This window comes from Nocardia sp. NPDC059229 (genome assembly GCF_042754165.1).
Taxonomy (GTDB): Bacteria; Actinomycetota; Actinomycetes; order Mycobacteriales; family Mycobacteriaceae; genus Nocardia.
The window spans coordinates 143,704-168,371 of sequence record NZ_JBHZAK010000005.1 but is presented as its reverse complement, the minus strand read 5'-3'; the positions used below and the strand labels follow the sequence as shown (position 1 = coordinate 168,371).

Sequence of the window (24,668 nt, the reverse complement as noted above, 5' to 3'; positions counted from 1 at the left end):
CGTCGCGGCAGCTGTCCGCGGTGGCGTGGATTCGGGTGGGTGCGGGTCGGCCTCCGGGGTGGTCCCGGTGGTTGCTGGTCCCCCCTGTACAGCCGCCTCCTCAGGCATTCGGGTGGCAGTTCCCGGACAGGCGGGGGAGTCGGTGCTCTACCGTCTGTCGAGTGCGTATCGAATCTCGCCGGTCGACCATTCCACCTTTTTACGTGATGGACGTCTGGAAAGCAGCAGCTGAACGGGCCCGGACACGCGGAGATGTGCTGGTGCTGGCCGCGGGGCAGCCGTCCACGCCCGCTCCGGCGGCGGTTCTGCGCGCCACCAAGGCGGCCCTGGATTCCGAATTGCTGGGCTATACCGAGACATTCGGGACCCTGGCGCTGCGGGAGGCCATCGCGGAGCATCATCGCAGCACCTACGGGGTGCGCGTGGACGCGGACGATGTCGTGGTGACCACCGGTTCCTCCGGCGCGTTCACCCTCATCTTCCTGGCGGCCTTCGATCCCGGCGACACCGTCGTGGTGGCCCGGCCGGGCTATCCGGCCTACCGGAACACGCTGACCGCGCTGGGCTGCGATGTGGTCGAACTGGACTGCGGGCCGGAGACCCGGTTCCAGCCGACCGTGGCCATGCTGGAGGCGCTGCCGGAGCCGCCCGCGGGCCTGATCGTGGCGAGCCCGGCCAATCCGACCGGGACCATGATCGCGCCGGAGGAGCTGGCGGCGCTGGCCCGCTGGTGCGACGAGCACGGGACGCTGCTCATCTCCGACGAGATCTACCACGGCATCGTCTACGCCGGCACCGAGCCGACCTCCTCGGCCTGGGAGACCTCTCGGGAGTCGGTGGTCATCGGCTCGGTGTCCAAATACTTCTCCATGACCGGCTGGCGGCTGGGCTGGATGCTGGTGCCGGAATCGCTGCGCCCGGCGCTGCAGCGACTGGCGTCCAACATGACGGTGTGCCCTCCGGCTATTTCTCAGTTCGCGGCGGTGCACGCGTTCGGCGCGGAGGCCAAAGCCGAACTGGACGGTCATGTGCGGCGCTATGCGGCGAATCGCCAGCTGCTGCTGTCGGGTCTGCCCAAGCTCGGCATCACCGACCTCGCCCCCGCCGACGGTGCGTTCTATGCCTACGCGGATATCGCTCACCTGACCGATGATTCGATGCGCTGGTGCACCGAGGTGCTCGACGCCACCGGTGTGGCGCTGGCTCCCGGCATCGACTTCGACACCCGCAACGGCCATCACACGGTTCGCTTCTCGTTCGCCGGAGCCGGCGCCGACATCGAAGCGGCACTGGACCGGTTGGAACGGTATTTGGCCTGATCTGCCAAGGAGATTGAGCGCAGTGGGCAAAATGAACACAGCGCCGGTGATGACTGGCACGATTGCACCGTGACCACTGCGACGACTCCGAAAGGCGAACGGCGTCGCCAAGCGCTGGTTTGTGCCGCCGCCGAGCTCCTGCTCGAAGGTGGCTTCGAAGCGGTCCGGCACCGCTCGGTGGCAACCCGAGCGGATCTGCCGCTCGCGTCGACCACCTACTACTTCGAATCGCTCGAGGATCTGATCGCGCGCGCGGTCGAGTTCTCCGGCAATGCCGAACTGGAGGCCATGCGCCGCCGCGTCGGCGAGGTGACGCACCGCCGGCGCGGGGCGGAGGCCACCGTGGAATTGGTGCTGGACCTGTTGGTGGGTCCGGAGATTCAGGACCTGGACGCGCGGGGCCAGCTGATCGCCCGCTACGAGCGCTCGGTCGCGTCCGCCCGGCACCCGGAACTACGAGAGGTCCAGCTGCGACTACGCGCCCAGCTGGACGAGCTGCTGACCGACGTGCTGCGCCGCTCCGACCGCGTGGTGCGCACCGAACAGACCCGCCGCCTGGTGGCGGTCGTCGATGGGGCGGTGGTGACCGCGCTCGGTGAACTCGACCCGCAGCCCCGGCGCATGGCGCGGGGCGCGCTGCTCGAGATCATCGACATCGTCGCCCCACCGGCATAACTCGGCCCTACTCCCGGGAACCTTCGGGAAGCTCCGGCCGGGGCGAATTTCCGCCGCGGTGATGGTGGGGCAAACCGGTGGGAAACCCACCGGTAAACTGGGACAACGTGAGTCTTGTGTCGAACGTCCTTGCCACCCGCTACGCCAGCCCCGAGCTGGTTCATCTGTGGTCGCCCGAGAACAAGATCGTGCTCGAGCGGCGGTTGTGGCTGGAGGTGTTGCGGGCCCAGGCCGAGTTGGGGGTGGATGTTCCGGCGGGGGTCGTCGCGGACTACGAGCGGGTCATCGATCGGGTGGATCTGCGGTCGATCGCGGAACGCGAGCGGGTCACCCGGCACGATGTGAAGGCCCGGATCGAGGAGTTCAACGCGCTCGCGGGGCACGAGCACGTGCACAAGGGCATGACCTCGCGGGATCTCACCGAGAACGTGGAGCAGCTGCAGATCCGGCTGTCGCTCGAGCACGTGTACGGCCACGGCGTGGCCATCGCGGCCCGGCTGGCGGAGCGGGCCGCCCAGTATCAGACGCTGGTGATGGCGGGCCGTTCGCACAATGTGGCGGCGCAGGCCACCACCCTCGGCAAGCGATTCGCTTCCGCCGCAGACGAATTGCTCATCGCGCTGACCCGGCTGCGGGAGCTGATCGACCGATACCCGTTGCGCGGCATCAAGGGTCCGATGGGCACCGCGCAGGACATGCTGGATCTGCTCGGCGGCGACGCGGCCAAGCTGGCGCAGCTGGAGCAGAAGGTGGCCGGCCACCTGGGTTTCGCGAACGTGTTCACCAGCGTGGGCCAGATCTACCCGCGCTCGCTGGACCACGATGTGCTCTCCGCGCTGGTGCAGGTGGGCGCGGGTCCGTCCTCGTTCGCGCACACCATTCGCCTGATGGCGGGCCACGAGCTGGTCACCGAGGGCTTCCAGCCCGGCCAGGTGGGCTCCTCGGCCATGCCGCACAAGATGAACACCCGCTCGTGTGAGCGCGTCAACGGCCTGCAGGTGGTGCTGCGCGGCTACGGCTCGATGGCGGCCGAGCTGGCGGGCGCGCAGTGGAACGAGGGCGACGTGTTCTGCTCGGTGGTGCGCCGGGTCGCGCTGCCGGACGCTTTCTTCGCCATCGACGGCATGATGGAGACCTTCCTGACCGTGCTGGCCGAATTCGGCGCGTACCCGGCCGTGGTCGACCGCGAGCTCAACCGCTACCTGCCGTTCCTGGCCACCACCCGCATCCTGATGGCGGCGGTGCGCGCGGGCGTGGGCCGCGAGACCGCCCACGAGGTCATCAAGGAGCACGCGGTGGCGGTGGCGCTGGCCATGCGTGAGCAGGGCCGCGAACCCGATCTGCTGGACCGCCTGGCCGCCGACGACCGCATGCCGCTGGACCGGGCCGCCCTGGATGCGGCCCTGGCGGACCGTTCCGCCTTCATCGGCGCGGCCGAGGCGCAGACCGCCGATGTGATCGCCCAGGTCCAGAAGCTGGTCGACGCGAATCCGGAGGCCGCCCGCTACACGCCGTCGCCGATCCTCTAGGGATACAACGACTCTCGAATCTCGCCCCCGGCTCCCGAACGGAGCAGGGGGCGAACGAGTTGCAGGCGAAGTATTGCGGGGTCGCTCGCCCGGCAACTGGGTCGAGCCGGGCGGGTGTGGGGTAGGGGGCTCTAGGCTCTGCGGGCATGAACCCTTACACGATCTTCTCCGACATCGTTGCCGGGCGGGCACCGTCGTCCAAGGTGTACGAGGACGAGGATTGCCTGGCGTTCATGGATATTCGGCCGGTGACGCCCGGACATGTGCTGGTGATTCCGAAGACGCCCGCCCGGAGCCTGGCGGAGCTGGATCCGGCGTTGGGCGGCAAGCTGTTTCAGGTGGGGCAGCGCATCGCGGCGGGCCTGCGGGAGTCCGAGGTGCACTGTGACGGAGTGAATTTCTTCCTGGCCGACGGGGTCACGGCGGGGCAGGAGGTGTTCCACGTGCATCTACACGTGATTCCCCGCACTCCGGGCGACGGATTCGGGCTGCGGGCGCGGCCGACCAGTCCGGCGCGTGCGGACCTGGATTACCTGGCGGGATCCATTAGGGGCGCATTGTCCCGAATTGCCGCCGACTGATAGCCGACGCGCATTACCATATCCGGACCGCGTGGTTAGCCAACGACACGCCATAACCCCATTCCCGCGCGTCGCAATAGCCACTCGAGTTACGTTTGATGGTGATTGTGGTGGGCTGATGAAGGTGGGGACATGCGTCGAAGAGCCGTTGCCGCAGCTGTTTTGGCGATCGCTGCAGGTTTGCTTTATCCGGTGGCCGCCCCGTCGGCCATCGCGCACGCGGGCCAGGTCGTCCGCGTCGACCAGCTGAGCGCCACCCGCTCGGCGATCTTCATCGACTCCGCGGCCATGGGCCGCACCATCCAGGTGCAGGTGCTGCATCCGGCCGGCGGCGGTGACCGCCCCACCTACTACCTGCTCGACGGCCTGGATCCCGGTGCGACGCAGAGCACCTGGACCAATGCCACCGATGCCGAACCCTTCTTCCAGGGCAAGGACGTGAACGTGGTGCTGCCCATGGGCGGCCAGGCCAGCTACTACACCGACTGGGTGTCCGACGACCCGCGCTTCGGCCGCTACAGGTGGGAAACCTTTCTGACACAAGAGCTTCCGCCCATCATCGACGGATACTTCGCCGGTAGCGGGGTGAACGCCATCGGTGGTCTGTCGATGGGCGGCATCGCGGCCTTCGTGCTGGCGGTGCGGCATCCGGAGCTGTATCGGGCGGTGGCGGGCTACAGCGCCTGCCCGGACACCACGATCGCGCAGGCCGCGATGATGTTCTCGGTGGCCAATCGCGGTGGCAATCCGCTCAATATGTGGGGTGCGCCGGGTAGTCCGGCGTGGACGGAGCACAATCCGGCGGTGCTGGCCGAGGCGCTGCGTGGCAAGACCATCTTCCTGTCCACCGGCACCGGCCTGCCCGGCCCGCACGAGCTGGAGATCAAGCCGCAGCTGCCGGAGAACATCTTCTTCGGCGGCCCCATCGAATTCGGGGTGGACGCGTGTGTCACCGCGTTCGAGCAGCGGTTGCGTGCCATGAACATTCCTGCGCGGGTGGAGCACTCGCCGGTGGGCACGCACTCGTGGTCGTACTGGCAGGACACCCTGCACGAGTCGTGGCCGACCATCGGCGCGGCGATAGGGGCCTGAACAGTGTTGTGCCCGGCTCGTTTCGAGCCGGGCACACCCGAATCAGGCTCCGGGCCGGTTGAATTCGCCGTCTTTGGCCCCGGCCACGAAGGCTTCCCATTCGCCGGGGGTGAAGATCAGTACTGGCCCGTCCGGATTGCGGGAGTCCCGTAATCCGATGTTTCCACTGGCCAGAAAGGCGATCTCGACGCCGTCGGCGGTGTCGTCTCCGCGCCGCCACACCGCATCGGCCTCGATGACGCGGTTCTTCGCTTCCACTGTCGGCCTCCCCTGTGCGCACCAGCAGTACTGGTCGGTGATGTAGATCGCACTCATAATGCCAGGGTTTGTGAGGGCTTCGGATCGGATATTCCATCTTCTGTCAGTGGAAGGAGGTATGTGGTGCGCACGCCATGGTCCCCGCAACGAGCCGCCCCGGTCTCCGACAGCTGTGCGGTGGTTCCCGAGCGCTTCACAGCGGAATTGGCCCACAGCATTCTTCGGATCCACCGAAGTTGCCCGACCGACCAATGTGCTCGTCGCAAGGCCGCCGTCTTCTACCTCTACGAGCAGCATCAGCACGCCAACGGGACGCGGCAGCGACGGATACGGTGACGGATACCGTGCGGCTCCCGCGCTCGACCGGCGCGGGAGCCGCACTACGCCCGGTACCGCCGGGTCGGGGGCCCGCTGCGGGGGATCGCTACTAACGTGGTGCCCATGGCTTTGGACAGTGGTAGCGCGATCTCAGTAGACGGCGCGGTGGTGGCGCCGATCGCCAAGCGGGCTCCGAAGGAGCGCGTGCACCACGGGGATGTCTTCATCGACGAGTACGAGTGGCTGCGGGAGAAGACGGATCCCGAGGTCATCGCGTATCTGGAGGCGGAGAACGCCTATACCGACGCGCAGACCGCGAAGCTGGGCCCGCTGCGGGAAAAGATCTTCGAGGAGATCAAGTCGCGGATCCAGGAGACCGATCTGTCGCTCCCGACCCGGATGGGCGAGTTCTGGTACTTCTCGCGCACCTTCGAGGGCAAACAGCACGGCGTGCACTGCCGCTGCCCGATCGCCGGTCCGGACGACTGGACCCCGCCCAAGCTGGAGGCGTCGGCCACCATGCCCGGCGAGGTGGTCCTGCTGGACTCCAATGAGCTGGCCGAGGGCCACGACTATTTCGCGCTCGGCGCGTTCTCCATCAGCCACGCCGGTGACATGCTGGCCTACTCGGAGGACACCTCCGGTGACGAGCGCTACGTCCTGCGCTTCAAGAACCTGACCACCGGTGAGCTGCTGCCCGACGAGATCACCGGCGTCACCCAGGGCGCGACCTGGTCGCTCGACGGCGCGTACGTCTTCTACTCGACCTATGACGACGCGTGGCGGTCCGACACCGTGTGGCGGCACAAGCTGGGCACGCCGATGTCGGCCGATGTCCAGGTTCTCCATGAGCCGGATGCCCACTACTCGGTGGGCGTGACGGCGACCAATTCGGAGAAGTACCTGCTGCTCTACGTCGAATCCAAGATCACCACCGAGAACTGGATCCTGGAGGCGGACAACCCCGAGGGCGAATTCCGGCTCATCATGCCCCGGCGCGAGGGCGTCGAGTACTCGGTCGATCACGCGGTGGTGGGCGGCGAGGACAAACTGCTCATCCTGCACAACGACGTGGTCGACGGGGTCAAGGCCGAGAACTTCGTGCTCGCCGAGGCGCCGCTGCACGATCCGGCCAACCAGACCATCCTGATTCCGCACCGCGACGATGTCCGCCTCAACGGCCTGGAGTCCTTCTCCGACAAGCTGGCGGTCAGCTATCGGCGCGACGCGATGCAGCGGGCCGCGGTCTGGCCGCTGACCGACACCGGGTACGGCGAACTGCACGAGATCGATTTCGGTCTCGAGCTGTTCGACTCCGGGTTCGGCGCCAACCCGGAGTGGGAGCAGCCGATGCTGCGGGTCGGGGTCACCTCCTACATCACCCCGATGAAGATCTTCGACTACGTGCCCGACACCGACGAGCTGCTGCTGCGCAAGGAGCAGGTGGTGCTCGGCGACTACAACCCCGACGACTATGTGCAGCACCGGGATTGGGCGGTGGCCGCGGACGGCACCCGGGTGCCGATCTCGGTGGTCATGCGCAAGGATGCCCCGGCCGGTCCGAAGCCGTTGCTGCTCTACGGCTATGGCTCCTACGAGGCGCCGATGGATCCGTACTTCTCGGTGGGGCGGTTGTCGCTGCTGGATCGCGGCATGGTCTACGCGGTCGCGCATGTCCGCGGTGGCGGCGAGATGGGCCGGCGCTGGTACGAGGAGGGCAAGAAGCTCGAGAAGAAGAACACCTTCACCGACTTCGTCGCCTGCGCACGGCATCTGGTGGATTCCGGTGTCACCGCGCCGGACCGCATGCTCGCCGAGGGCGGCAGCGCGGGCGGGCTGCTGATGGGCGCGGTGGCGAACCTCGCGCCCGAGCTGTTCGCGGGCATCCTGACCAATGTGCCCTTCGTGGACCCGCTGACGTCCATCCTGGACGAGTCGTTGCCGCTGACCGTCACCGAGTGGGACGAGTGGGGTAATCCCCTGGCGGACAAGGAAGTCTACGAGTACATGAAGTCCTACGCGCCCTACGAGAACGTCGAGGCGAAGGACTATCCGGCGATCCTGGCCATCACCGGGCTCAACGACACCCGCGTGCTGTACGTGGAGCCGGCCAAGTGGGTGGCCAAACTCCGCGCCACCAAGACCGGCGATGCGCAGCTGCTGCTCAAGACGGAGATGAGCGCGGGCCACGGCGGTGTGAGCGGCCGCTACGAGAAGTGGAAGGAAGCGGCCTTCGAGCTCGCCTGGCTCCTCGACACCGTGGGCCTGGCCGGCGCCTAGGCTCCGAGTCCGGAACATGAAGCGGCGGCGGGATTCCCGCCGCCGCTTCGCCGTATTCGGTTGCCGCCGTGGTTATCCGGTGGCGGCCGAACTCCCGGCCGCGCTCACTTCTTGCCGGCCTTGGATTTGGCGTGCTTGGTCTTGGCGTGCTTGGTTTCGGCCGGGGTCTCGGCGGTCTTCTTGCCGTTGATCGTGGCCTTGCCATCGGCCTTGGACCGCACCGGTTTCGCCTTGGGGGTCGGGACGACCGCGCGTGCGTTGTGCGGGAAGCCGCCCGCCTCCTCGCGAGTGAGCGAGGTCGTCATCGGGTGCTTGTCGAGCACCTGCAGGCTGCGGTGCAGGTCGGCGAGCAGCAGGTCGGCCATGTCGATGGTGAAGCCGTGGCGCAGCACCGCGCGCATGATGATCTCGTCCTCGCGGTCGGCGGGCAGCGGGTAGGCGGCGATGAGCCAGCCGCGGGTGCGCAGCCGATCGGACAGGTCGTAGAGGTTGTAGTCGGCGCCGTCGGCCAGTTTCCACGAGACGGCGGTGATGCCGCGGCGCGGATCGGCATCGTGGATGAGCTCGAACGGCCCGGCCTCGGCAATGCCCTTGGCCAGGTGCTGGCTTGCGGTGTAGATGGCGGTCTGCACATTGCGGTAGCCGGTGCGGCCCAGCCGGATGAACTCGTAGTACTGGGTGACGGCCTGCCCGCCGGGCCGAGAGAAGTTCAGGTTGAAGGTGGGCATATTGCCGCCCAGGTAGTCGACATTGAAGATGAGCTCTTCGGGCAGATCCTCCTTGGTCCGCCAGATGGCCCAGCCCGCGCCGAGCGGTGCGAGACCGGTCTTGTGGCCGGAGGCGTTGATGGACTTGACCCGCGGAAGCCGGAAATCCCAACAGATTTCGGGTGCGCAGAACGGGGCGAGGAAGCCGCCGCTGGCCGCGTCGACGTGGATGGGGATGTCGAGTCCGGTCGCGGCCTGCAGCGCGTCGAGCGCCTTGCTGATGCCCTCGACATCCTCGAACAGGCCGGTGAAGGTCTGGCCGAAGGTGGGCACCACCATGATGGTGTTCTCGTCGCAGTAGGCGGCGATGTCGTCGGGGTGCATGGTGTAGCGCTCGCCGCGCAGCGGGATCTGGCGGATCTCCACGTCGAAGTAGCGCGCGAACTTCTCCCAGCACACCTGGACCGGGCCGCACACGAAGTTGGGGGTGCCGGTGCCGCCGCGCTTGCGCCAGCGGAATTTGGCGGCCAGGCCGCCCAGCATGGCGGCCTCGCTGGATCCGGTGGTGGAGGTGCCCAGCGTGCCCCGCGGATCGGGGGAGTTCCACAGGTCGGCGAGCATGTGCACGCCGCGCTGCTCGAGTTCGGCGGTCTGCGGGTACTCGTCCTTGTCGACGATGTTCTTGTCGAGGCATTCGTTCATCAGCCGCCGGGCCTGGTCGTCGACCCAGGTGGTGCAGAAGGTGGCCAGGTTCATCCGGGAGACGCCGTCGAGCATCAGTTCGTCGTGGACGATCTGGTAGGCGACCTGCGGGAAGATCTCGTGCTCCGGGAAGCCGCGGTGCGGAGCCGCGCGTCTGATGCCGGGCATCGCGTAGACGTCGTCGGGTTCCGTGGTGCCGGTCATATGGCCTCCGATCGAGATTCGGCTTGGGTTTGCCGAGATGATGGTAGCCAGCGGGCCATGATCGAAACTGGTTCGGCCAGCTACCGTTTCGTAATCAAGAGAAAGTTGCTGAACGGTTACTATTCAGCACTATGGGCTATCAGCATGTCATAGCGCAGGCGATGTCCGCCACGCAGCCGCACCTCGGGGCGGGTGCGGTAGCCGATCAGCTGCTGACCGACACCGTCGACCGCAATCGCGCCTCTCCTATCTGATGTCGAGCTTCGGAAACCTGCGCACTCTGGAAACAATCGGTCACCTGAAGAAGGGTGAGACCGTGAAACCCGATACCGCCAAGTGATCAGGAGGATGTCATGACCACGACCGCAGGGGTGCAGGAGGATTCGAAGGTGGCCGCACTGCGCACGGCCGTCAAGGAACTCATGCCGCGTGCGAAAAGCGATCTCGCGCAGCTCGTCTCGTTCAAATCGGTGTACGACGCCCGGCAGTTCCCGATCGAGGAGTGCGAGAAGGCCGCGCAGTGGGTGGCCGATGCGTTCGAGGCGGAGGGGCTCACCGAGGTGGGGCTGCACGAGACCCCGGACGGCAGCAATGCCGTCGTGGCCCGCAGCCGGGGGCCGCAGGGCGCGCCGACCATCATGCTCTACTGCCACTACGACGTGCAGCCGCCGCTCGACGACGCCGCGTGGCAGACGCCGGTCTGGCAGCTCACCGAGAAGGATGGCCGCTGGTACGGGCGCGGCGCGGCCGACTGCAAAGGCAATATCGTCATGCATCTGACCGCGCTGCGGGCGCTGCGCAAGGTTTACGGCGACGAGTATCCGGTCGGGCTGGTGCTGGTCTCGGAGGGCTCCGAGGAGCAGGGCACCGGCGGCCTGGAGGAGTTCGTGCCCGGCAATGCCGACCTGCTGCGCGCCGACACCCTGCTCATCGGCGACTGCGGCAATTTCGCGGTCGGCGTGCCCACCTTCACCCAGACCCTGCGCGGCACCGTGAATGTGGTCGTCACCGTCGAAACCCTCTCCGGCCCCTTGCATTCCGGCATGTTCGGCGGTCCCGCGCCCGACGCGCTGGCCGCCATGATCCACCTGCTCGGTACCCTGCGCGACGTCGACGGCAACACCACCATCGACGGGCTGCGCAATGACCAGGTCTGGCAGGGTCATGAGTATCCGGTGGACCGATTCCGTTCTGACGCGGGCGTTCTCGACGGCGTCCATCTGCTGGGCAACGGCGAGGTCGCCGACATGCTCTGGGTCCGTCCGGCGCTCACGGTGCTCGGTATGGACGTCCCGCCCGTGGTCGGCTCCTCGGCGGCCATCCAGCCCAGGACCCGGGCCCGCCTCAACCTGCGCATCCCGCCGGGCATCGATCCGGAGGACGCGCTGAAAGCCCTGACCGCGCACCTGAAGTCGCACGCGCCGTGGCACGCGAAGGTGACGGTCGAGACCGAGGCCACCGGCTCGCCGTTCGTCGGCAGCACGGACGGCCCGGCGCGGCGGGCCATGTCCGCGGCCATGGAGGCGGCCTACGGGCGTCCCGCCACCACCGAGGGGCAGGGCGGGTCGATCCCGCTGTGCAATGTCTTCGCCGACACCTATCCGCAGGCGGAGATCATGCTCATGGGCGTGGAGGAACCGAAGTGCCTGATCCACGCGCCCAATGAGAGCGTCGATCCGACGGAGATCGAGCACATGGCCCTGGCCGAGGCGCTGTTCCTGGCCTCCTACCGCTGACCCCGGGGCGAGGCGGATTCGCCACGAATCCGCCTCGGCCGCAGTGGGTTACACAGCTCGCGCCGCCGGGCGGTGGCCGCTCCCGCCCGGCGGTGCGACATCAGAATTCCGCGTGATCCTCGGGTTCGATGATCTTGAATTCGGTATTGGCCGGACTCATTTCATTCAGCCGGCCGAAATAGATGCCCTGTGCTTCGGGGGCGATGATGCCGTAGTGGATGGGGAACGCGACCCGCGGATTTACCGCACGCAGGTAATCCACGGCCTCACTGATGCGCATCCACGGGGCGACCGCGGGAATGGCGAGAACGCCGACCGGAGTCGGCGGAACCCAGAGCGAATCACCGGGATGGACGAGTTGTGCGGGATCGTCCGGAGTACCGAGTTGGAACACGGTGTTGTCGATAACGGGGATCTCCGGATGGATGACCGCGTGCCGGCCACCGCCGCCGGTAATTTGGACATCACCGACTTCGAGAATATTTCCGGCGTGTACCGGCTCCCACGGCTCGCCCCGCAGCAGCGCGGTCTGCGGATCGGACAGTAGCCTGGCCTGCGGATTCGCCTCGATCAGCGCCTCGATCCGGTGTGGGCAGATGTGATCGGGATGCTGATGCGTCACCGCAATGGCATCCAATCCGGTGAGGCCTTCGAATCCGTGCGAGAAATTGCCCGGATCGAACAGGATCTTGCTGCCGTTGAGCTCCACGAGAATGCAGGAATGTCCGAAATGGGCTATGTGCATGATTCAACGGTAGCCCGCGGGGCTGTGGTGTAGACCACGGACGGCACGACCCGGCGGTATGTCCGCCGCCCCCGCCAACTACGCTGATCAGCGATACCCCCCGCCCGGCAGGCATGCATGCCGGGCGCCGCCCCACCAGCTGAGGAGCAACGCGTGGCACGTGTCGTGGTCGAGGTGATGCCGAAGGCCGAGATCCTGGATCCGCAGGGACAAGCCATTGTCGGCGCGCTGGGGCGTCTCGGGCACCCCGGCATCTCGGATGTGCGGCAGGGCAAGCGATTCGAACTCGATGTCGATGACAATGTCACCGACGCCGACCTGGAGCAGATCGCCGAATCGCTGCTGGCCAATGTCGTGATCGAGGACTGGAAGGTCGTCCGGCTGTGAGCGCCCGCATCGGTGTCATCACCTTCCCGGGCACGCTCGACGACGTCGACGCCGCCCGGGCGGTGAAACTGGCCGGTTCCGAGCCCGTTTCGCTGTGGCACGCCGATGCCGACCTCAAGCAGGTCGACGCGGTCGTCGTCCCCGGCGGTTTCTCCTACGGCGACTACCTGCGCGCCGGCGCCATCGCCTCCATGGCCCCGGTCATGGGCGAGGTCATCAAGGCCGCCGAGCAGGGCATGCCGATCCTGGGCATCTGCAACGGCTTCCAGATCCTCTGCGAGGCGGGCCTGCTGCCGGGTGCGCTGACCCGCAACGAGGGCCTGCACTTCGTCTGCCGCGACCAGTGGCTGACCGTCGAGCAGACCGACACCGCCTGGACCACCCGCTACGAGCCGGGCGCCCAGATCCTCATCCCGGTCAAGAACGCCGAGGGCCGCTACCAGGCGTCCACCGCCGTGCTCGACCAGCTGGAGGGCGAGGGCCGCGTGGTGTTCCGCTACGCGGGCGGCAACCCCAACGGCTCGCAGCGCGACATCGCCGGCATCACCTCGGCCAATCGCCGGGTCGTCGGCCTGATGCCGCACCCCGAGCACGCCACCGAGCCGCTCACCGGCCCCAGCGACGACGGCCTGGGCCTGTTCCTCTCGGTGCTGGACAGCCTCGTCAAGGCGTAGCCCCACGTGCGGCGGAACTAGATTCCGTCCAGAATCTCGAAGTCGACTCCGCCCGCCCTGGCCAGCCAGGTCGGGCGGACGGCTTGTACCCCCTCGAAACCGACCTCGCCCCACGGGGTTTCGACGACCCGCCGGTCAGCCACCGCGGCCTGGATGCGCCGCACCTCGAGCGATCCGGCCAGCTCGGCCATGCCGTGCAGGGTGTGGATGGCCTCGTAGCTGGTATTGCTGAAATTGGTGAGCGTCGGCGCGAACCAGCCGTGCAGCCGGTGATAGCGGTCCAGCCGCTCCCGATCCTGCGGTCCGTTCACGAAGAAGCCCGACGGCACGAACAGATTGTGGTTCGCGCCGCCGCCCGCGGCCAGCAGCACGTTCTCGTCCACGGCCGGGCTCACCCGCACCTGCTGAACGGACCGCCCGGTCCGGGAGAACTGCAGGTTGAAGCGGGCGACATCGGCGCCCACCAGCAGCACGATGATCCCGTCGGCCAGGTCGAGCCGGGGATCGCCGAGGAACCGGCCGAAATCCCGGGTGCGCATGGGCACGAACAGCTCCAGCGGAATCAGCTCCGGATCCCGCAGTGCCGCGCGCACGGCCTGCGCGGTGCGCCGCGGCCACACGTAGTCGTTGCCGATGATCGCCCAGCGCCGGGCCTCGAAGGAGCGCCGCAGCCAGTCCAGCGCGGGCACGATCTGGTGTTCGGGATCCGCCCCGATCATGAACAGCCCGTCCGGAACCGACTCCACACCCTCGTGATCGGTGGCGAACAGATACGGCACCCGACCGGCTGTCACCCGCTCCACCGCGCGGCGCACCGCCGAGGTGTGCCAGCCGGTGACCGCGTGCACCATGCCGGTGGCCAGCAGCGCCGCCACCTCTCCGGCCACCAGGTGGGGTTCGCGCCCGCCGTCAATGTGGGTGACGCGCAATTCCCTTCCCAGAATTCCGGAACCGGAGTTGATTTCTTCCAACGCGAGAGAAATAGCCGCCTCACAGGATGGCGCGAAGATACCGCCGGGTCCCTGCTGCGGAACTATGTTGATGATCTCGATGACGTTCTCGGGATTCCCGCCGAACGGGGACATGGGCTACCCTTCCCCTCGTTCAAGCGGTTTTCTGACGGGCGGGAAATATGGCGACAATTCTAGGTGGATTTTCCACCTTGCATGGAGCCCTCCGAGCGGCCGAGCGGAGTTGGCTTCGTCACCTGGACGCCGCATTGTGTGCCAGGCGGCTCACCGCCGACCAGTGGTGCATGCTCACCAATCTGTCCGCTGACATCGGCATCACCATGAGTGAGCTGGCCTCGCGGGCACAGCTACCGCCGTCCTCGGCCACCCGGCATGCCGACCATCTCGCCGAGCGCGGGCTCATCTTCCGGGTCGCGGCGGCCGACGACCGCCGGCGCATTCTGATCGGACTGAGCCGCCGCGGTGAGGAATTGGTCGAGGAGGTCCGCGCCGAGGAGGCGCGCGCCGAGGCCGAAATGCGCCGCAGTCTCGGAAGTGACGACTATCTGGAGCTGGTGCGGCTGCTGGGCCGCGTCGCCGAGGCGCCGCTACCGGACTAGCACGGCGCTGATCATGGTTGCCTAGGATCGAGCTCATGCCAGTTGCCGAGACCACCGCGACCGCCGCAGGCCTGTGCGCATTCATCGATGCCTCCCCGTCGCCGTTCCACGTCTGCCGAACTGTCGCAGCCGAACTCGACGAGCACGGCTTCACCCGGCTGTCCGAATCGGCGCCCTGGCCCGCGGGTGGCGCGGGCCGCTACTACGTGGTGCGCGCCGGTTCCCTGGTGGCCTGGGCCGACGGCGGCCCGGACGCGGCCACCGGCGCCGGGCAGGCCGGCCCCTTCCGGGTGGTCGGCGCCCACACCGACAGCCCCAATCTGCGGGTCAAGCAGCATCCGGACACCGCCGTGGCGGGCTGGCAGATGGTCGGGCTGGAGCCCTACGGCGGCGCCTGGCTGAACTCGTGGCTGGACCGCGATCTCGGCATCTCCGGGCGACTGTCGGTACGTGACGGAAATACGGTGCGGGAGCAGCTGATTCGCATCGACGAACCGATTCTGCGGGTGCCGCAGCTGGCCATCCACCTCTCCGACGACCGGCGCGGCGTGCAGCTTGATCCGCAACGGCACGTGAACGCGGTGTGGGGGATCGGCGGCGAGCCGCGCTCATTCCTGGCGTTCGTCGCCGAACGCTCCGGCATCGACCCGGGCGCGGTGCTGGGCTGGGAGCTGATGACCCATGATCTGGTGCCCTCCAGGCTGATCGGGCGCGACCTGGATCTGATCAGCGCGCCCCGGCTGGACAATCAGGGCACCTGCTACGCCGGGCTGCGTGCCTTCCTGGCCGCCATCGCCGAACCCGGCGCGGCGACGCCGGTGCTGGCCATGTTCGACCACGAGGAGGTCGGCAGCCAGTCCGACCGCGGCGCCCAATCCGGGCTGCTGCCCACGGTGCTGGAGCGCATCGTGCTCGCCCGCGGCGGCGGACGCGCGGAATACCTGGCGGCCCTGGCCGATTCGGTATGCGCCTCCGGCGACATGGCGCACGCGACACACCCCAACTATCCGGACCGGCACGAGCCCTCGCACCGCATCGAGGTGAACGGCGGTCCGGTGCTCAAGGTCAATCAGAACCTGCGCTACGCCACCGACGCCACCGGCGCGGGCGCCTTCGCCCTGGCCTGCGCGCAGGCGAACGTCCCGTTGCAGCGCTACGTGCACCGGGCGGATCTGCCCTGCGGCTCCACCATCGGGCCGATGACCGCGGCCCGCACCGGCATGTCCACCGTGGATGTCGGCGCGGCCCAGCTGGCCATGCACTCGGCACGCGAAATGATGGGCGCCGCAGACGTTCCCGCCTACGCGGCGGCCCTCGCGGCCTTCTTGACCCCTACGCCGTGAGCAGCGCGGCCCTTTCCGGGTCCGGGTTCGGGCGATAGCTCAGGGCCGCCACGACGAAGACGGCGAAGGTGAAGACGACGTAGCTGTTGCCGACGATCTGCTGCCACCAGTTCCAGGTGAGTTCGCGGTCGTGGTTGTGGGGGAGCAGCCACATCGGCCCGATGGCGAACATGACCACCGCCAGGCCGGCCGCGCCGAGGAACCACCGGTTGCGGCGGCCGCGGGCGACGGCATCGGCGGCCACGATCAGCGCGGGCGCGATCCACACCCAGTGGTGCGACCAGGAGACCGGGGAAACCAGCAGCACCGCAGCGGCATTCACCATCAGGGCCGCGATCGTCGCGCCGGCGTCGAGCAGGCGCTTCATCCACAGGGCGGCCAGCGCCACCGCGGCCACCGACAGCACCAGCCAGATCAGCGTCGAGATCGAGGTCGAGTAGCCGAGCCGGAACACGAAGCCCTTGATCGACTGGTTGCCCGCGTACCAGGGCGGGCCGATGCGGCCGGTATCGGACAGGGTGTGGAACCAATACTGGGGCGAATCCTTCGGGAACAGCACGAATCCCACCGCAATCGCGCCGATGGCGGACAGCACCAGGGTGATCGCGCCCTTCCAGTCCTTGCGCAGCAGGAAGTAGAGGAGATAGCCGCCCGGGGTCAGCTTCACCGACACCGCGATGCCGATCAGCATGCCGCGCGGCCAGAAGGGCTTGCGCACCAGGCAATCCAGCGTCACCGCGGCCATCAGTACCAGGTTGATCTGACCGAACCCGTAGGTCTCGCGGATCGGCTCCAGCAGCTGCAGCAACCCGACCGCGCCGATGACGACGGCCAGCCGGGTCTGCCACGCCAGGCTCGGCCGGATCCGGTCCAGCACCACCCACAGCGTCACACCCAGCGAGGTGATGGAGACCGCGAGCACCGCCCACTCAGCGACGGCCAGCGGCATGATGGCCAGCGGCGCGAAGAACAGCGCGGCCAGCGGGGGATACGTGAACGGCAACCCGATCCCGTACACCGCCGGCATCGGCCCGTAGAGATCCTTGCCGTCGAGCCAGGCCCGCGCGCCGTTCCGATACACCTGCAGGTCGATGTACCCGTGCCAGAGGGTCGCGAAACTGATCACCGCGGATATCGCGAAGAGCGCGACCGCGATCGCGAGCAGTTGCCCCTGCCGCCGTGTCAGCCCTCCAGGCGTGGTCACGGGTTTCTCGGTCGGATCCGCGACCCCGGATCGATCGTTCACCCGGACAGAGTAGCGGGCAGCGGTCGCGACTTCGGTTCTCGGCTGTTGCCGGGGTGTGCTCCCGAACACAGCGACAGGCGGCGCAAGTGTGAGATTTCCAGGCAATTAGACTCGGCCTGTATCTCGCCGACATCCAGCAACGCCGGCTTTCGCTTCCGACCTGCCCGGCCGAAAGGACTCTGGTATTCCCGTGACCAGCCACGTCGATACCGTCAGCAACGCCGCGGCCACCTCGGACCACCCGCAGCCCTACAAGGAACTCGGCCTCAAGGACGACGAATACGCCCGGATCAAGGAGATCCTGGGCCGGCGTCCCACCGACGCCGAACTCGCCATGTACTCGGTGATGTGGTCGGAGCACTGCTCCTACAAGTCATCCAAGGTGCACCTGCGCTACTTCGGTGAGACCACCACCGAGGAGATGAAGAAGTCGATGCTCGCGGGCATCGGCGAGAACGCGGGTGTGGTGGACATCGGCGACGGCTGGGCGGTGACCTTCAAGGTCGAGTCGCACAACCACCCCTCGTATGTGGAGCCCTATCAGGGCGCGGCCACCGGCGTCGGCGGCATCGTGCGCGACATCATGGCCATGGGCGCCCGCCCGATCGCGGTGATGGACCAGCTGCGCTTCGGTGCGGCCGATCACCCGGACACCCGGCGCGTGGTCGACGGCGTGGTGCGCGGCGTCGGCGGCTACGGCAACTCGCTGGGCCTGCCGAATGTGGGCGGCGAGACCGTATTCGACTCGTCGTACCAGGGCAATCCGCTGGTGAACGCGCTGTGCGCGGGCGTTATGCGGGTCGAGGACCTGCACCTGGCCTTCGCCTCCGGCCAGGGCAACAAGATCATCCTGTTCGGCGCGCGGACCGGTCTCGACGGCATCGGCGGCGTGTCCGTGCTGGCCTCGGACACCTTCTCCGGCGACGAATCCGGTTCCGGCCGTAAGAAGCTCCCGAGCGTCCAGGTCGGCGACCCGTTCGCCGAGAAGGTCCTCATCGAGTGCTGTCTCGAGCTGTACCACGCCGGACTGGTGGTCGGCATCCAGGACCTCGGCGGCGCCGGACTGTCCTGTGCCACCTCGGAACTCGCGGCGGCCGGCGACGGCGGCATGCACATCGAACTGGACCAGGTGCCGCTGCGCGCCGCCAATATGACTCCCGCCGAGATCCTTTCGAGCGAGTCGCAGGAGCGCATGTGCGCGGTCGTCACCCCCGAGAACGTGGACGCCTTCATGGCCGTCTGCAAGAGGTGGGACGTCACCGCCACCGCCATCGGTGAGGTCACCGACGGCGAGCGCCTGATCATCACCTGGCACGGCGAGACCGTGGTGGACGTGCCGCCGCGCACCGTCGCCCACCAGGGCCCGGTCTACGAGCGCCCGGTCGAGCGTCCCGCGGATCAGGATGCGCTGAACGCGGATTCGGCCGCGCGCCTGAACCGGCCCAAGACCGGCGACGAGCTGCGCGACACCCTGCTGAAGATGCTGGCCAGCCCGCAGCTGTGCTCGCGCAAGTGGATCACCGAGCAGTACGACCGCTACGTGCGCGGCAACACCGTGCTCGCCGAGCACGCCGACGCCGGTGTCATCCGCATCGACGAGGAGACCGGTCGCGGCATCGCGCTGGCCACCGACGCCTCGGGCCGCTACACCAAGCTGGACCCGTACACCGGCGCGCAGCTGGCGCTGGCCGAGGCCTTCCGCAATGTCGCCGTCACCGGCGCCACCCCGAAGGCCGTCACCAACTGCCTCAACTTCGGCTCCCCGGAGGACCCGGGTGTCATGTGGCAGTTCCAGCAGGCCGTGCGCGGCCTCGCGGACGGCTGTGCGGCCCTGGGCATTCCGGTCACCGGCGGCAATGTGTCCTTCTACAACCAGACCGGCCAGACCGCCATCCTGCCGACCCCGGTGGTGGGCGTGCTCGGCGTCATCGACGACGTGCACCGCCGCATCCCGACCGGCCTGGGCACCGAGCCGGGTGAGACCCTCATCCTGCTCGGCGAGACCCGCGACGAGCTGGACGGCTCGATCTGGGCGCAGGTCGAGCACGACCACCTCGGCGGTCTGCCGCCCCAGGTCGACCTGGCCCGCGAGCAGCTGATCTCCGAGATCCTGGTCTCGGGGTCCCGCGACGGCATGGTCTCCGCCGCCCACGATGTCTCCGAGGGCGGCCTGATCCAGACCGTGGTGGAGGCCGCGCTGGCCGGCGAAACCGCCTGCCGCATCATCATTCCCGAGGGCGCCGACCCGTTCGTCACCCTCTTCTCCGAGTCCGCGGGCCGCGTCCTGGTGGCCGTGCCGCGCTCGGAGGAGACCCGCTTCACCAAGATGTGCGACGCCCGCGGCCTGCCGTGGGCCCGCATCGGCGTGGTCGACGACGGCTCGGACTCGGTCGAGGTCCAGGGTCAGTTCAGCGTGAAGCTCGACGATCTGCGCGCCGCCCACGAGGGCACCCTCCCCGCGCTGTTCGGCACCTCCGACCACTGAACCGACCCGGCCCGAGGGCCGTGGACATTCCGAGAGCCCGCCGGTTCCCCCTCGATCCGGCGGGCTCTCGCCATTCCTGCGGTGCGGGACAGCTCAATTGATCTTGAACGGGTCGTGCTCGGCCATCAGCTTCTCCATCCGGGCCTCGTCGATGCGGTGATGCACCTTCGAGGATTCGTGTTGATCGCGAATCACTTTCGCGAGGGTGAAACTGCTGCTCACCAGGAACAGCATTGCCATCAGCAGGAATCCGCGCTGCCAGATGTCCAGCGGGAGGTAGACGATGCCGATGATCAAGGCGCAGAAGCTGATTCCGAAGGCGATCGTGGCCTGAGCCAGAAACGCCGTGGTGCTCTTGGTGTGTGCGCTCGGAGTGCTCATGGTTGGTGAGTCTGGCGGCCCCGCCGCCGAATCGACCGAGTACATCTACTCGAGTGCACCGAGTAGAGGCCGCGGGCGACACGCCGGTGGGATGGTCCCTCTCACATGCTGCGGTCCACGGATTCCGGCCGGTTGCGTCCATACTTGACGGGTGCTGGACTCCGCCGACGCCCTGAACCGGCTGCGCACACGTGGCGCGATGGTGTATCGGCGTGGCACGGTGGTGGCGCGGAAGGTCGAGGACGTCATCGACCTCAACCACACCGGACTGGTGGTGGCGACCGTCTTCTTCGCGTGGTCGGTGACGCCGTCGCTGGTGCCGCGCGACTGGCTGTTCCAGGGTTTGATCTCCGGCCTCAATGCCGCCATCGGTTACGGCGTGGGTTGTGTGCTGCAGTGGTTGTTCCGCAAGTGGATTCGGGCGCGGATCACGATCGCGACTCCGCCCGAGTGGGCGCGCTACGTGATCAAGGTCGCCGTGGTGGTCGTCTGCATTCTGGTGGCGGGCTACATGCTGGTGCTGTCCGCCGACTGGCAGCGCGAGATCACCACCCTCATGGGTATGGAGGGCACCACCCGGGCCGCGTATCTGCGTACGGGCGGGCTGAGTTTCGCGGTCGGCGCGCTGGTGGTGGCGGTGTACCGCACGCTGCGCGAGATCGTGCGGTTCCTGGCGCGGCTGCTCAGCCGCTGGGTGCGGGTGCCGCCCGCGCTCGCGCCCGCCACCGGCGCGCTGCTGCTCACCGTGCTCATCGTGACGCTGTTCAACGGCGTCGCCACCCGCGCCTTCTTCGCGGTCGCCAACTCGGCGTTCAGTGTCCGCAACGACAAGGTGACCGAATACGCGGTGCAGCCGGACAAGCCGGAGCGTTCGGGCAGTCCGGCCTCGCTGGCCAAGTGGGAGACGCTGGGGTCGGAGGGCCGCTGGTTCGTCTCGCACGGACCCGACCCCATGCTGATCAGCGCCGTCACGGGAAAGCCCGCGCGCGAACCGATCCGGGTGTACGTCGGGCTGCAGTCGGCGGGCAAGGACACCACCGAGGAAGACCTGGCGGTCGCCGAACTCGAGCGCACCGGGGCCTTCGACCGCAAGGTGCTGGTGCTGGCCACCACCACCGGCACCGGCTGGGTGAACGGGGAGGCCGCGGCCGCCATCGAGTACATGTGGGGCGGCGACACCGCCATCGTGGCCTCGCAGTACTCGTATCTGCCGAGCGTGCTGTCGTTCCTGGCGGACCGGCAGAAGGTCGCGATCAACGGGCGGAAGATGTTCGACGCGGTGTACCAGCGCTGGTCGCAGCGACCGCCCGAGCATCGGCCCAAGCTGCTGGTGTACGGGGAGAGCCTCGGCTCGCAGGGCTCCGAATCCGCCTTCGACGGCCTGGCCGACCTGCGCTCCAAGGTGGACGGCGCACTGTGGGTGGGCCCGCCCAACTCGAATCGCCTGTGGCAGCAGTTCGTTCAGCGCCGCGATCCGGGCACCCGCGAGGTGGAACCCATCTACGCCGACGGCCTGGTGGTCCGATTCGCCGCCACCGCAGCCGATCTGGGCAAACCCTCGGCGGACTGGCGCAAGCCGCGCATCGCCTATCTCCAGCACCCCTCCGACCCCATCGTCTGGTGGTCCTCGGATCTCATCTTCTCCCAACCGGATTGGCTCTCGGAGCCGCGCGGCGCGGATGTCTCGCCGCAGATGCGCTGGTGGCCCCTCGTCACCTTCTGGCAGGTCGTCGCCGACCTCACCAATGCCCAGGGGGTGAGCGACGGTCACGGCCACAACTACGGCTCCCTGGTGCTGGACGGCTGGGCCGCCATCGCCGCCCCGCCCGACTGGGACCAGGACCTCGGTGAACGCATCCGCACCCAGATCGAACTCGCGGAGGCGTACGAGCGGGCGGTGAAATAGCCGTGCTCGCCGCGGCCCGCGCCCTGCTGCGCCCGAAACCCCTTGCCGCGGCGGTGCTCCCGCTGCTGTGGAGCAATCGCATACTGCCCGCACTGGACCTGGACGTGCGCGGCCGCACCGCCGTCAGCACAGCCTTCGCCGCCGCGTACACCCTGCTCTTCCGAGGCACACCGAACTGGTTGTCACCGCATGGGCTGCGCACCGGCGCTGCGGCGGCCGGGATGGTGCTCTCCGGTTACGCTGTCGCCCTGGCCCTGCCGCCCACCCGCCGTCACCTCGCCGGACTCGCCGATCGCGGCCCGGGCGTCTCCACCGTCGAATGGACCGCCCTACACATCCCCGGCGGCACCGTCCTCACCGAAGAGCTCGTCTACCGCTCGACGCTGACGCCCCTGCTGGATCGGGCCGCCGGGTGTCCGGGAAACGCGTTGGGCGCGTTCGTCTTCGGTCTGTCCCACATCCAACCTGCGCGCGCCGCAGCCGATCCGGTCCGCGCAACGGTGGCCCTCACCACCGCCGCGGGTCTGCTCTTCGACGGGTTGCGCCGCCACACCGGCAGCGCCACCGCCCCGGCCCTGCTGCACCTGGCCCTCAATGCCGGCGGAGCCCTGGCCCCACGGGTCGCCCGTCGCCTTGCCCGAGGTGAGGGTTAGCCCGCGAAAGAGGGATGTCGGCGCGCCGCAGTAGCCTCGGCGGCATGGCGCGACGAGGTGCGGTGGATCCGGCGGAGGTGCGGGCGGCGGTAGCGGCGGTGCGGGAGTGGCTGCGCGACGAGACCACGGTGCCGCCCTCGCGCACCGAGGTCGCGGCCGCCGTGCGCGGGACCGCGCGGGCATTGGCGGCGGACGCGCCCGGGCATTCGGTGGAGGTGCGAGTACCGCCCTTCGTGGCGGTGCAGTGCATCGAGGGCCCCAGGCACACCCGGGGGACGCCGCCGAATGTGGTCGAAACCGACCCCCGTACCTGGCTGCTGCTGGCCACCGGGCTGCTGGGCTTCGACGTGGCGCGCGAATCCGGTGCACTGTCCGCCTCCGGCAGCCGGGCGGGCGAGGTCGCGCGGTGGCTGCCGGTGGTGCAGGTCTGACGCTGCGGCGCTAGGCGCCGGCGGACTTGGCGTGCTTGCCGCCGCCGGTGTCCGGGGTCTCGACGGGCCTGCGCTCCAAGCCCTTTCGATCGTAGACGCGGGTGATGAACAGACCGCCGACGACGCCGATGATCAGGCCGAGCACCGCCATCCACACGCCGCGGGTGAGCCCGGCCCGGCCGTTGCCGTAGAAGTACAGGATCGAGCGGGTGCCCAGGAAGACCTGGTGCATGGGCTCGAACTTGGCCAGCCAGCCGAAGTACTTGGGTGTCGCCTCGATCGGAATGGTGCCGCCGGAGGAGGGCAGGCCCAGGATGATGAAGATGATCAGGTTGATGATGAGGCCCGCGGTGCCGACCGCGGCCAGCATCGAGGTGCAGGTGAAGCCGACCGCGACGATCACCAGGGTGCCGTAGATGAACAGCAGCAGCGGTCTGTCGATCGGCATGCCGAGCGCGGCCGCGATGCCCATCAGCGCACCCGAGACCGCCAGCGCCATCACCACCACCGCCGACCATTTGATGAGCAGCGTCTTCACCCGCGAGATCGATGCGCGTGGATAGTGCACGTACCACGGCCCCCACTCGGTCGGCAGGAACCCGAGGGCCGAATCGATGAGCTGATGGATGATCATCGCCCCGACCATGCCGACCAGCAGGAGCAGCAGGCTGTAGAAGAACGCGGTCAGACCTTCGCCGGAACCGCCGGGCAGCGGCCAGAATTGGTCGACCACGATATTCAGGGGCTGCGCCAGCACCAGCCGGGTGGCCGCGGTGAGTTCCGTCGGGGGTGCGCCCGGGGCCGGCGTCAGCTGCGCCTTCACCTGGTCGGTCAGCTGCTGCCCGACCTGAGCGTTCACCTGGGTGAGAGCTCGCTCACCGAATTTCTGCACCACGGCGGTGGCGAACGCGCCGGCACGCGGATTGGTCTGCAGCGTGATGATCGGCTTGGTGATGTCGCCGGGCACCACACTGCCGACGCCCAGAATGCCGAGCCGCTTGGAGAAGTCGGACGGAATGATGATCGTGCCGTACACCCGAGCGGACTGCATCTGCAGCTGCGCCTCGTTGATGCCGAGCACCCGCAGATCGATCTGGTCCGACGGCACCGCCTGCTGCAAACCGTCGGAGATCTGATCGCCGAAGTTGACGTGCTTGCCGCCGATATCGTCGCCGACATCCTGATTCACCAGGGCGATCGGAAAGTCGTGCAGATTCTTCTCCGGATCGACCACGTAATCGAGGTACATGACGCCCAGCAGCGAGGCGAGCAGGGTGACCACCACAATGGGAAACACCCACCTGAACAGGCTCAGATGCCTGGGTCGTGGAGCGGTTTCCGTACTGCCGGTGCTTTCGGTGCTCGCCACGGTCGAACGCTAACAGCAAACCGCTTGCCATCCCGGTTATCCCAACGGTGGGTTGCCTTGCGGTTACCCGTAGAATG

General features: G+C 68.1%; 23 protein-coding genes. 16 read left to right on the top strand and 7 right to left on the bottom strand.

Going from position 1 to position 24,668, the window contains the following annotated elements; genetic code table 11:
• Nucleotides 1-161: 161 nt before the first annotated feature.
• From ACFXHE_RS14220 to ACFXHE_RS14200, 5 genes are all read left to right on the top strand, one after another.
• Nucleotides 162-1,319: a pyridoxal phosphate-dependent aminotransferase gene (locus ACFXHE_RS14220; protein WP_379383064.1), complete on the top strand. Its 1,158-nt coding sequence runs from the start codon at nt 162-164 to the stop codon at nt 1,317-1,319.
• A 69-nt stretch (nt 1,320-1,388) separates the two neighbouring features.
• Nucleotides 1,389-1,994 (top strand): TetR family transcriptional regulator, encoded by a 606-nt coding sequence (locus ACFXHE_RS14215; RefSeq protein WP_356998822.1) that lies wholly within the window; start codon nt 1,389-1,391, stop codon nt 1,992-1,994.
• A 107-nt stretch (nt 1,995-2,101) separates the two neighbouring features.
• Nucleotides 2,102-3,523 (top strand): adenylosuccinate lyase, encoded by a 1,422-nt coding sequence (gene purB / locus ACFXHE_RS14210; RefSeq protein WP_379383062.1) that lies wholly within the window; start codon nt 2,102-2,104, stop codon nt 3,521-3,523.
• Nucleotides 3,524-3,669: 146 nt separating this feature from the next.
• A complete protein-coding gene (locus ACFXHE_RS14205; RefSeq protein ID WP_379383060.1) occupies nt 3,670-4,104 on the top strand; it encodes an HIT family protein in 435 nt (144 codons plus the stop codon).
• Nucleotides 4,105-4,236: 132 nt separating this feature from the next.
• Nucleotides 4,237-5,196, top strand: a complete 960-nt coding sequence (locus ACFXHE_RS14200; protein WP_379383058.1) for an alpha/beta hydrolase — start codon at nt 4,237-4,239, stop codon at nt 5,194-5,196.
• Nucleotides 5,197-5,238: 42 nt separating this feature from the next.
• Here ACFXHE_RS14200 and ACFXHE_RS14195 read toward each other — a convergent pair whose 3' ends face one another.
• Nucleotides 5,239-5,511: a DUF397 domain-containing protein gene (locus tag ACFXHE_RS14195; RefSeq protein WP_083868551.1), complete on the bottom strand. Its 273-nt coding sequence runs from the start codon at nt 5,509-5,511 to the stop codon at nt 5,239-5,241.
• A gap of 384 nt (nt 5,512-5,895) precedes the next feature.
• Between ACFXHE_RS14195 and ACFXHE_RS14190 the strand changes: the two genes are divergently transcribed.
• Entirely contained in the window at nt 5,896-8,052 is a 2,157-nt protein-coding gene (locus ACFXHE_RS14190) for a S9 family peptidase (protein WP_379383056.1), read from the top strand.
• 104 nt (nt 8,053-8,156) lie between these two features.
• Here ACFXHE_RS14190 and ACFXHE_RS14185 read toward each other — a convergent pair whose 3' ends face one another.
• Complete coding sequence (locus ACFXHE_RS14185; protein ID WP_379383054.1) at nt 8,157-9,665, bottom strand: glutamate decarboxylase; 1,509 nt, start codon at nt 9,663-9,665, stop codon at nt 8,157-8,159.
• A gap of 131 nt (nt 9,666-9,796) precedes the next feature.
• Between ACFXHE_RS14185 and ACFXHE_RS14180 the strand changes: the two genes are divergently transcribed.
• Entirely contained in the window at nt 9,797-9,919 is a 123-nt protein-coding gene (locus tag ACFXHE_RS14180) for a hypothetical protein (protein ID WP_379383052.1), read from the top strand.
• Between the two features lie 99 nt (nt 9,920-10,018).
• Nucleotides 10,019-11,401 (top strand): dipeptidase, encoded by a 1,383-nt coding sequence (locus tag ACFXHE_RS14175; RefSeq protein ID WP_379383050.1) that lies wholly within the window; start codon nt 10,019-10,021, stop codon nt 11,399-11,401.
• Between the two features lie 100 nt (nt 11,402-11,501).
• Here ACFXHE_RS14175 and ACFXHE_RS14170 read toward each other — a convergent pair whose 3' ends face one another.
• Nucleotides 11,502-12,146 (bottom strand): MBL fold metallo-hydrolase, encoded by a 645-nt coding sequence (locus ACFXHE_RS14170; protein WP_379383048.1) that lies wholly within the window; start codon nt 12,144-12,146, stop codon nt 11,502-11,504.
• A gap of 153 nt (nt 12,147-12,299) precedes the next feature.
• Here ACFXHE_RS14170 and purS point away from each other — a divergent pair, with 153 nt between their 5' ends.
• Complete coding sequence (purS, locus tag ACFXHE_RS14165; RefSeq protein WP_040803258.1) at nt 12,300-12,533, top strand: phosphoribosylformylglycinamidine synthase subunit PurS; 234 nt, start codon at nt 12,300-12,302, stop codon at nt 12,531-12,533.
• On the top strand, nt 12,530-13,207 hold the full coding sequence (purQ, locus tag ACFXHE_RS14160; RefSeq protein ID WP_364606110.1) for a phosphoribosylformylglycinamidine synthase subunit PurQ: 678 nt from the start codon (nt 12,530-12,532) through the stop codon (nt 13,205-13,207). The genes purS and purQ overlap by 4 nt, the downstream gene beginning before the upstream one ends.
• 17 nt (nt 13,208-13,224) lie before the next feature.
• On the opposite strand, the gene ACFXHE_RS14155 is transcribed toward purQ, so the two are convergent.
• Complete coding sequence (locus ACFXHE_RS14155) at nt 13,225-14,292, bottom strand: substrate-binding domain-containing protein (RefSeq protein ID WP_379383045.1); 1,068 nt, start codon at nt 14,290-14,292, stop codon at nt 13,225-13,227.
• A 47-nt stretch (nt 14,293-14,339) separates the two neighbouring features.
• Between ACFXHE_RS14155 and ACFXHE_RS14150 the strand changes: the two genes are divergently transcribed.
• Both ACFXHE_RS14150 and ACFXHE_RS14145 read left to right on the top strand, forming a co-directional pair.
• Nucleotides 14,340-14,777, top strand: a complete 438-nt coding sequence (locus ACFXHE_RS14150) for a MarR family transcriptional regulator (protein WP_356998850.1) — start codon at nt 14,340-14,342, stop codon at nt 14,775-14,777.
• Nucleotides 14,778-14,812: 35 nt separating this feature from the next.
• The gene (locus ACFXHE_RS14145; protein ID WP_379383043.1) at nt 14,813-16,120 is read left to right on the top strand and encodes a M18 family aminopeptidase; all 1,308 of its coding nucleotides are present in this window, start codon (nt 14,813-14,815) and stop codon (nt 16,118-16,120) included.
• Here the strand turns inward: ACFXHE_RS14145 and ACFXHE_RS14140 are convergent.
• Nucleotides 16,110-17,366, bottom strand: a complete 1,257-nt coding sequence (locus ACFXHE_RS14140) for a glycosyltransferase 87 family protein (RefSeq protein WP_379383041.1) — start codon at nt 17,364-17,366, stop codon at nt 16,110-16,112. The two genes, ACFXHE_RS14145 and ACFXHE_RS14140, sit on opposite strands and share 11 nt — an antisense overlap.
• 190 nt (nt 17,367-17,556) lie before the next feature.
• On the opposite strand from ACFXHE_RS14140, the gene purL reads away from it, so the two are divergent.
• A complete protein-coding gene (purL, locus tag ACFXHE_RS14135; RefSeq protein ID WP_379383039.1) occupies nt 17,557-19,851 on the top strand; it encodes a phosphoribosylformylglycinamidine synthase subunit PurL in 2,295 nt (764 codons plus the stop codon).
• Between the two features lie 93 nt (nt 19,852-19,944).
• Here purL and ACFXHE_RS14130 read toward each other — a convergent pair whose 3' ends face one another.
• Nucleotides 19,945-20,232 carry a YiaA/YiaB family inner membrane protein gene (locus tag ACFXHE_RS14130; RefSeq protein WP_354831026.1) on the bottom strand — a complete coding sequence of 96 codons (288 nt, stop codon included), beginning with the start codon at nt 20,230-20,232 and terminating at the stop codon, nt 19,945-19,947.
• 151 nt (nt 20,233-20,383) lie between these two features.
• On the opposite strand from ACFXHE_RS14130, the gene ACFXHE_RS14125 reads away from it, so the two are divergent.
• Genes ACFXHE_RS14125 through ACFXHE_RS14115 form a run of 3 tightly spaced genes read left to right on the top strand, consistent with a single transcriptional unit; the run spans nt 20,384 to nt 23,222 of the window.
• Complete coding sequence (locus tag ACFXHE_RS14125) at nt 20,384-22,138, top strand: alpha/beta hydrolase (RefSeq protein WP_379383037.1); 1,755 nt, start codon at nt 20,384-20,386, stop codon at nt 22,136-22,138.
• A 2-nt stretch (nt 22,139-22,140) separates the two neighbouring features.
• Nucleotides 22,141-22,791, top strand: coding sequence for a type II CAAX prenyl endopeptidase Rce1 family protein (locus ACFXHE_RS14120; RefSeq protein WP_379383035.1), 651 nt, complete (start codon nt 22,141-22,143; stop codon nt 22,789-22,791).
• Between the two features lie 44 nt (nt 22,792-22,835).
• Nucleotides 22,836-23,222: a sterol carrier family protein gene (locus ACFXHE_RS14115; protein ID WP_379383033.1), complete on the top strand. Its 387-nt coding sequence runs from the start codon at nt 22,836-22,838 to the stop codon at nt 23,220-23,222.
• Between the two features lie 10 nt (nt 23,223-23,232).
• Here the strand turns inward: ACFXHE_RS14115 and ACFXHE_RS14110 are convergent, their stop codons facing one another.
• Complete coding sequence (locus ACFXHE_RS14110) at nt 23,233-24,591, bottom strand: YhgE/Pip domain-containing protein (protein WP_379383031.1); 1,359 nt, start codon at nt 24,589-24,591, stop codon at nt 23,233-23,235.
• Between the last annotated feature and the right edge of the window lie 77 nt (nt 24,592-24,668).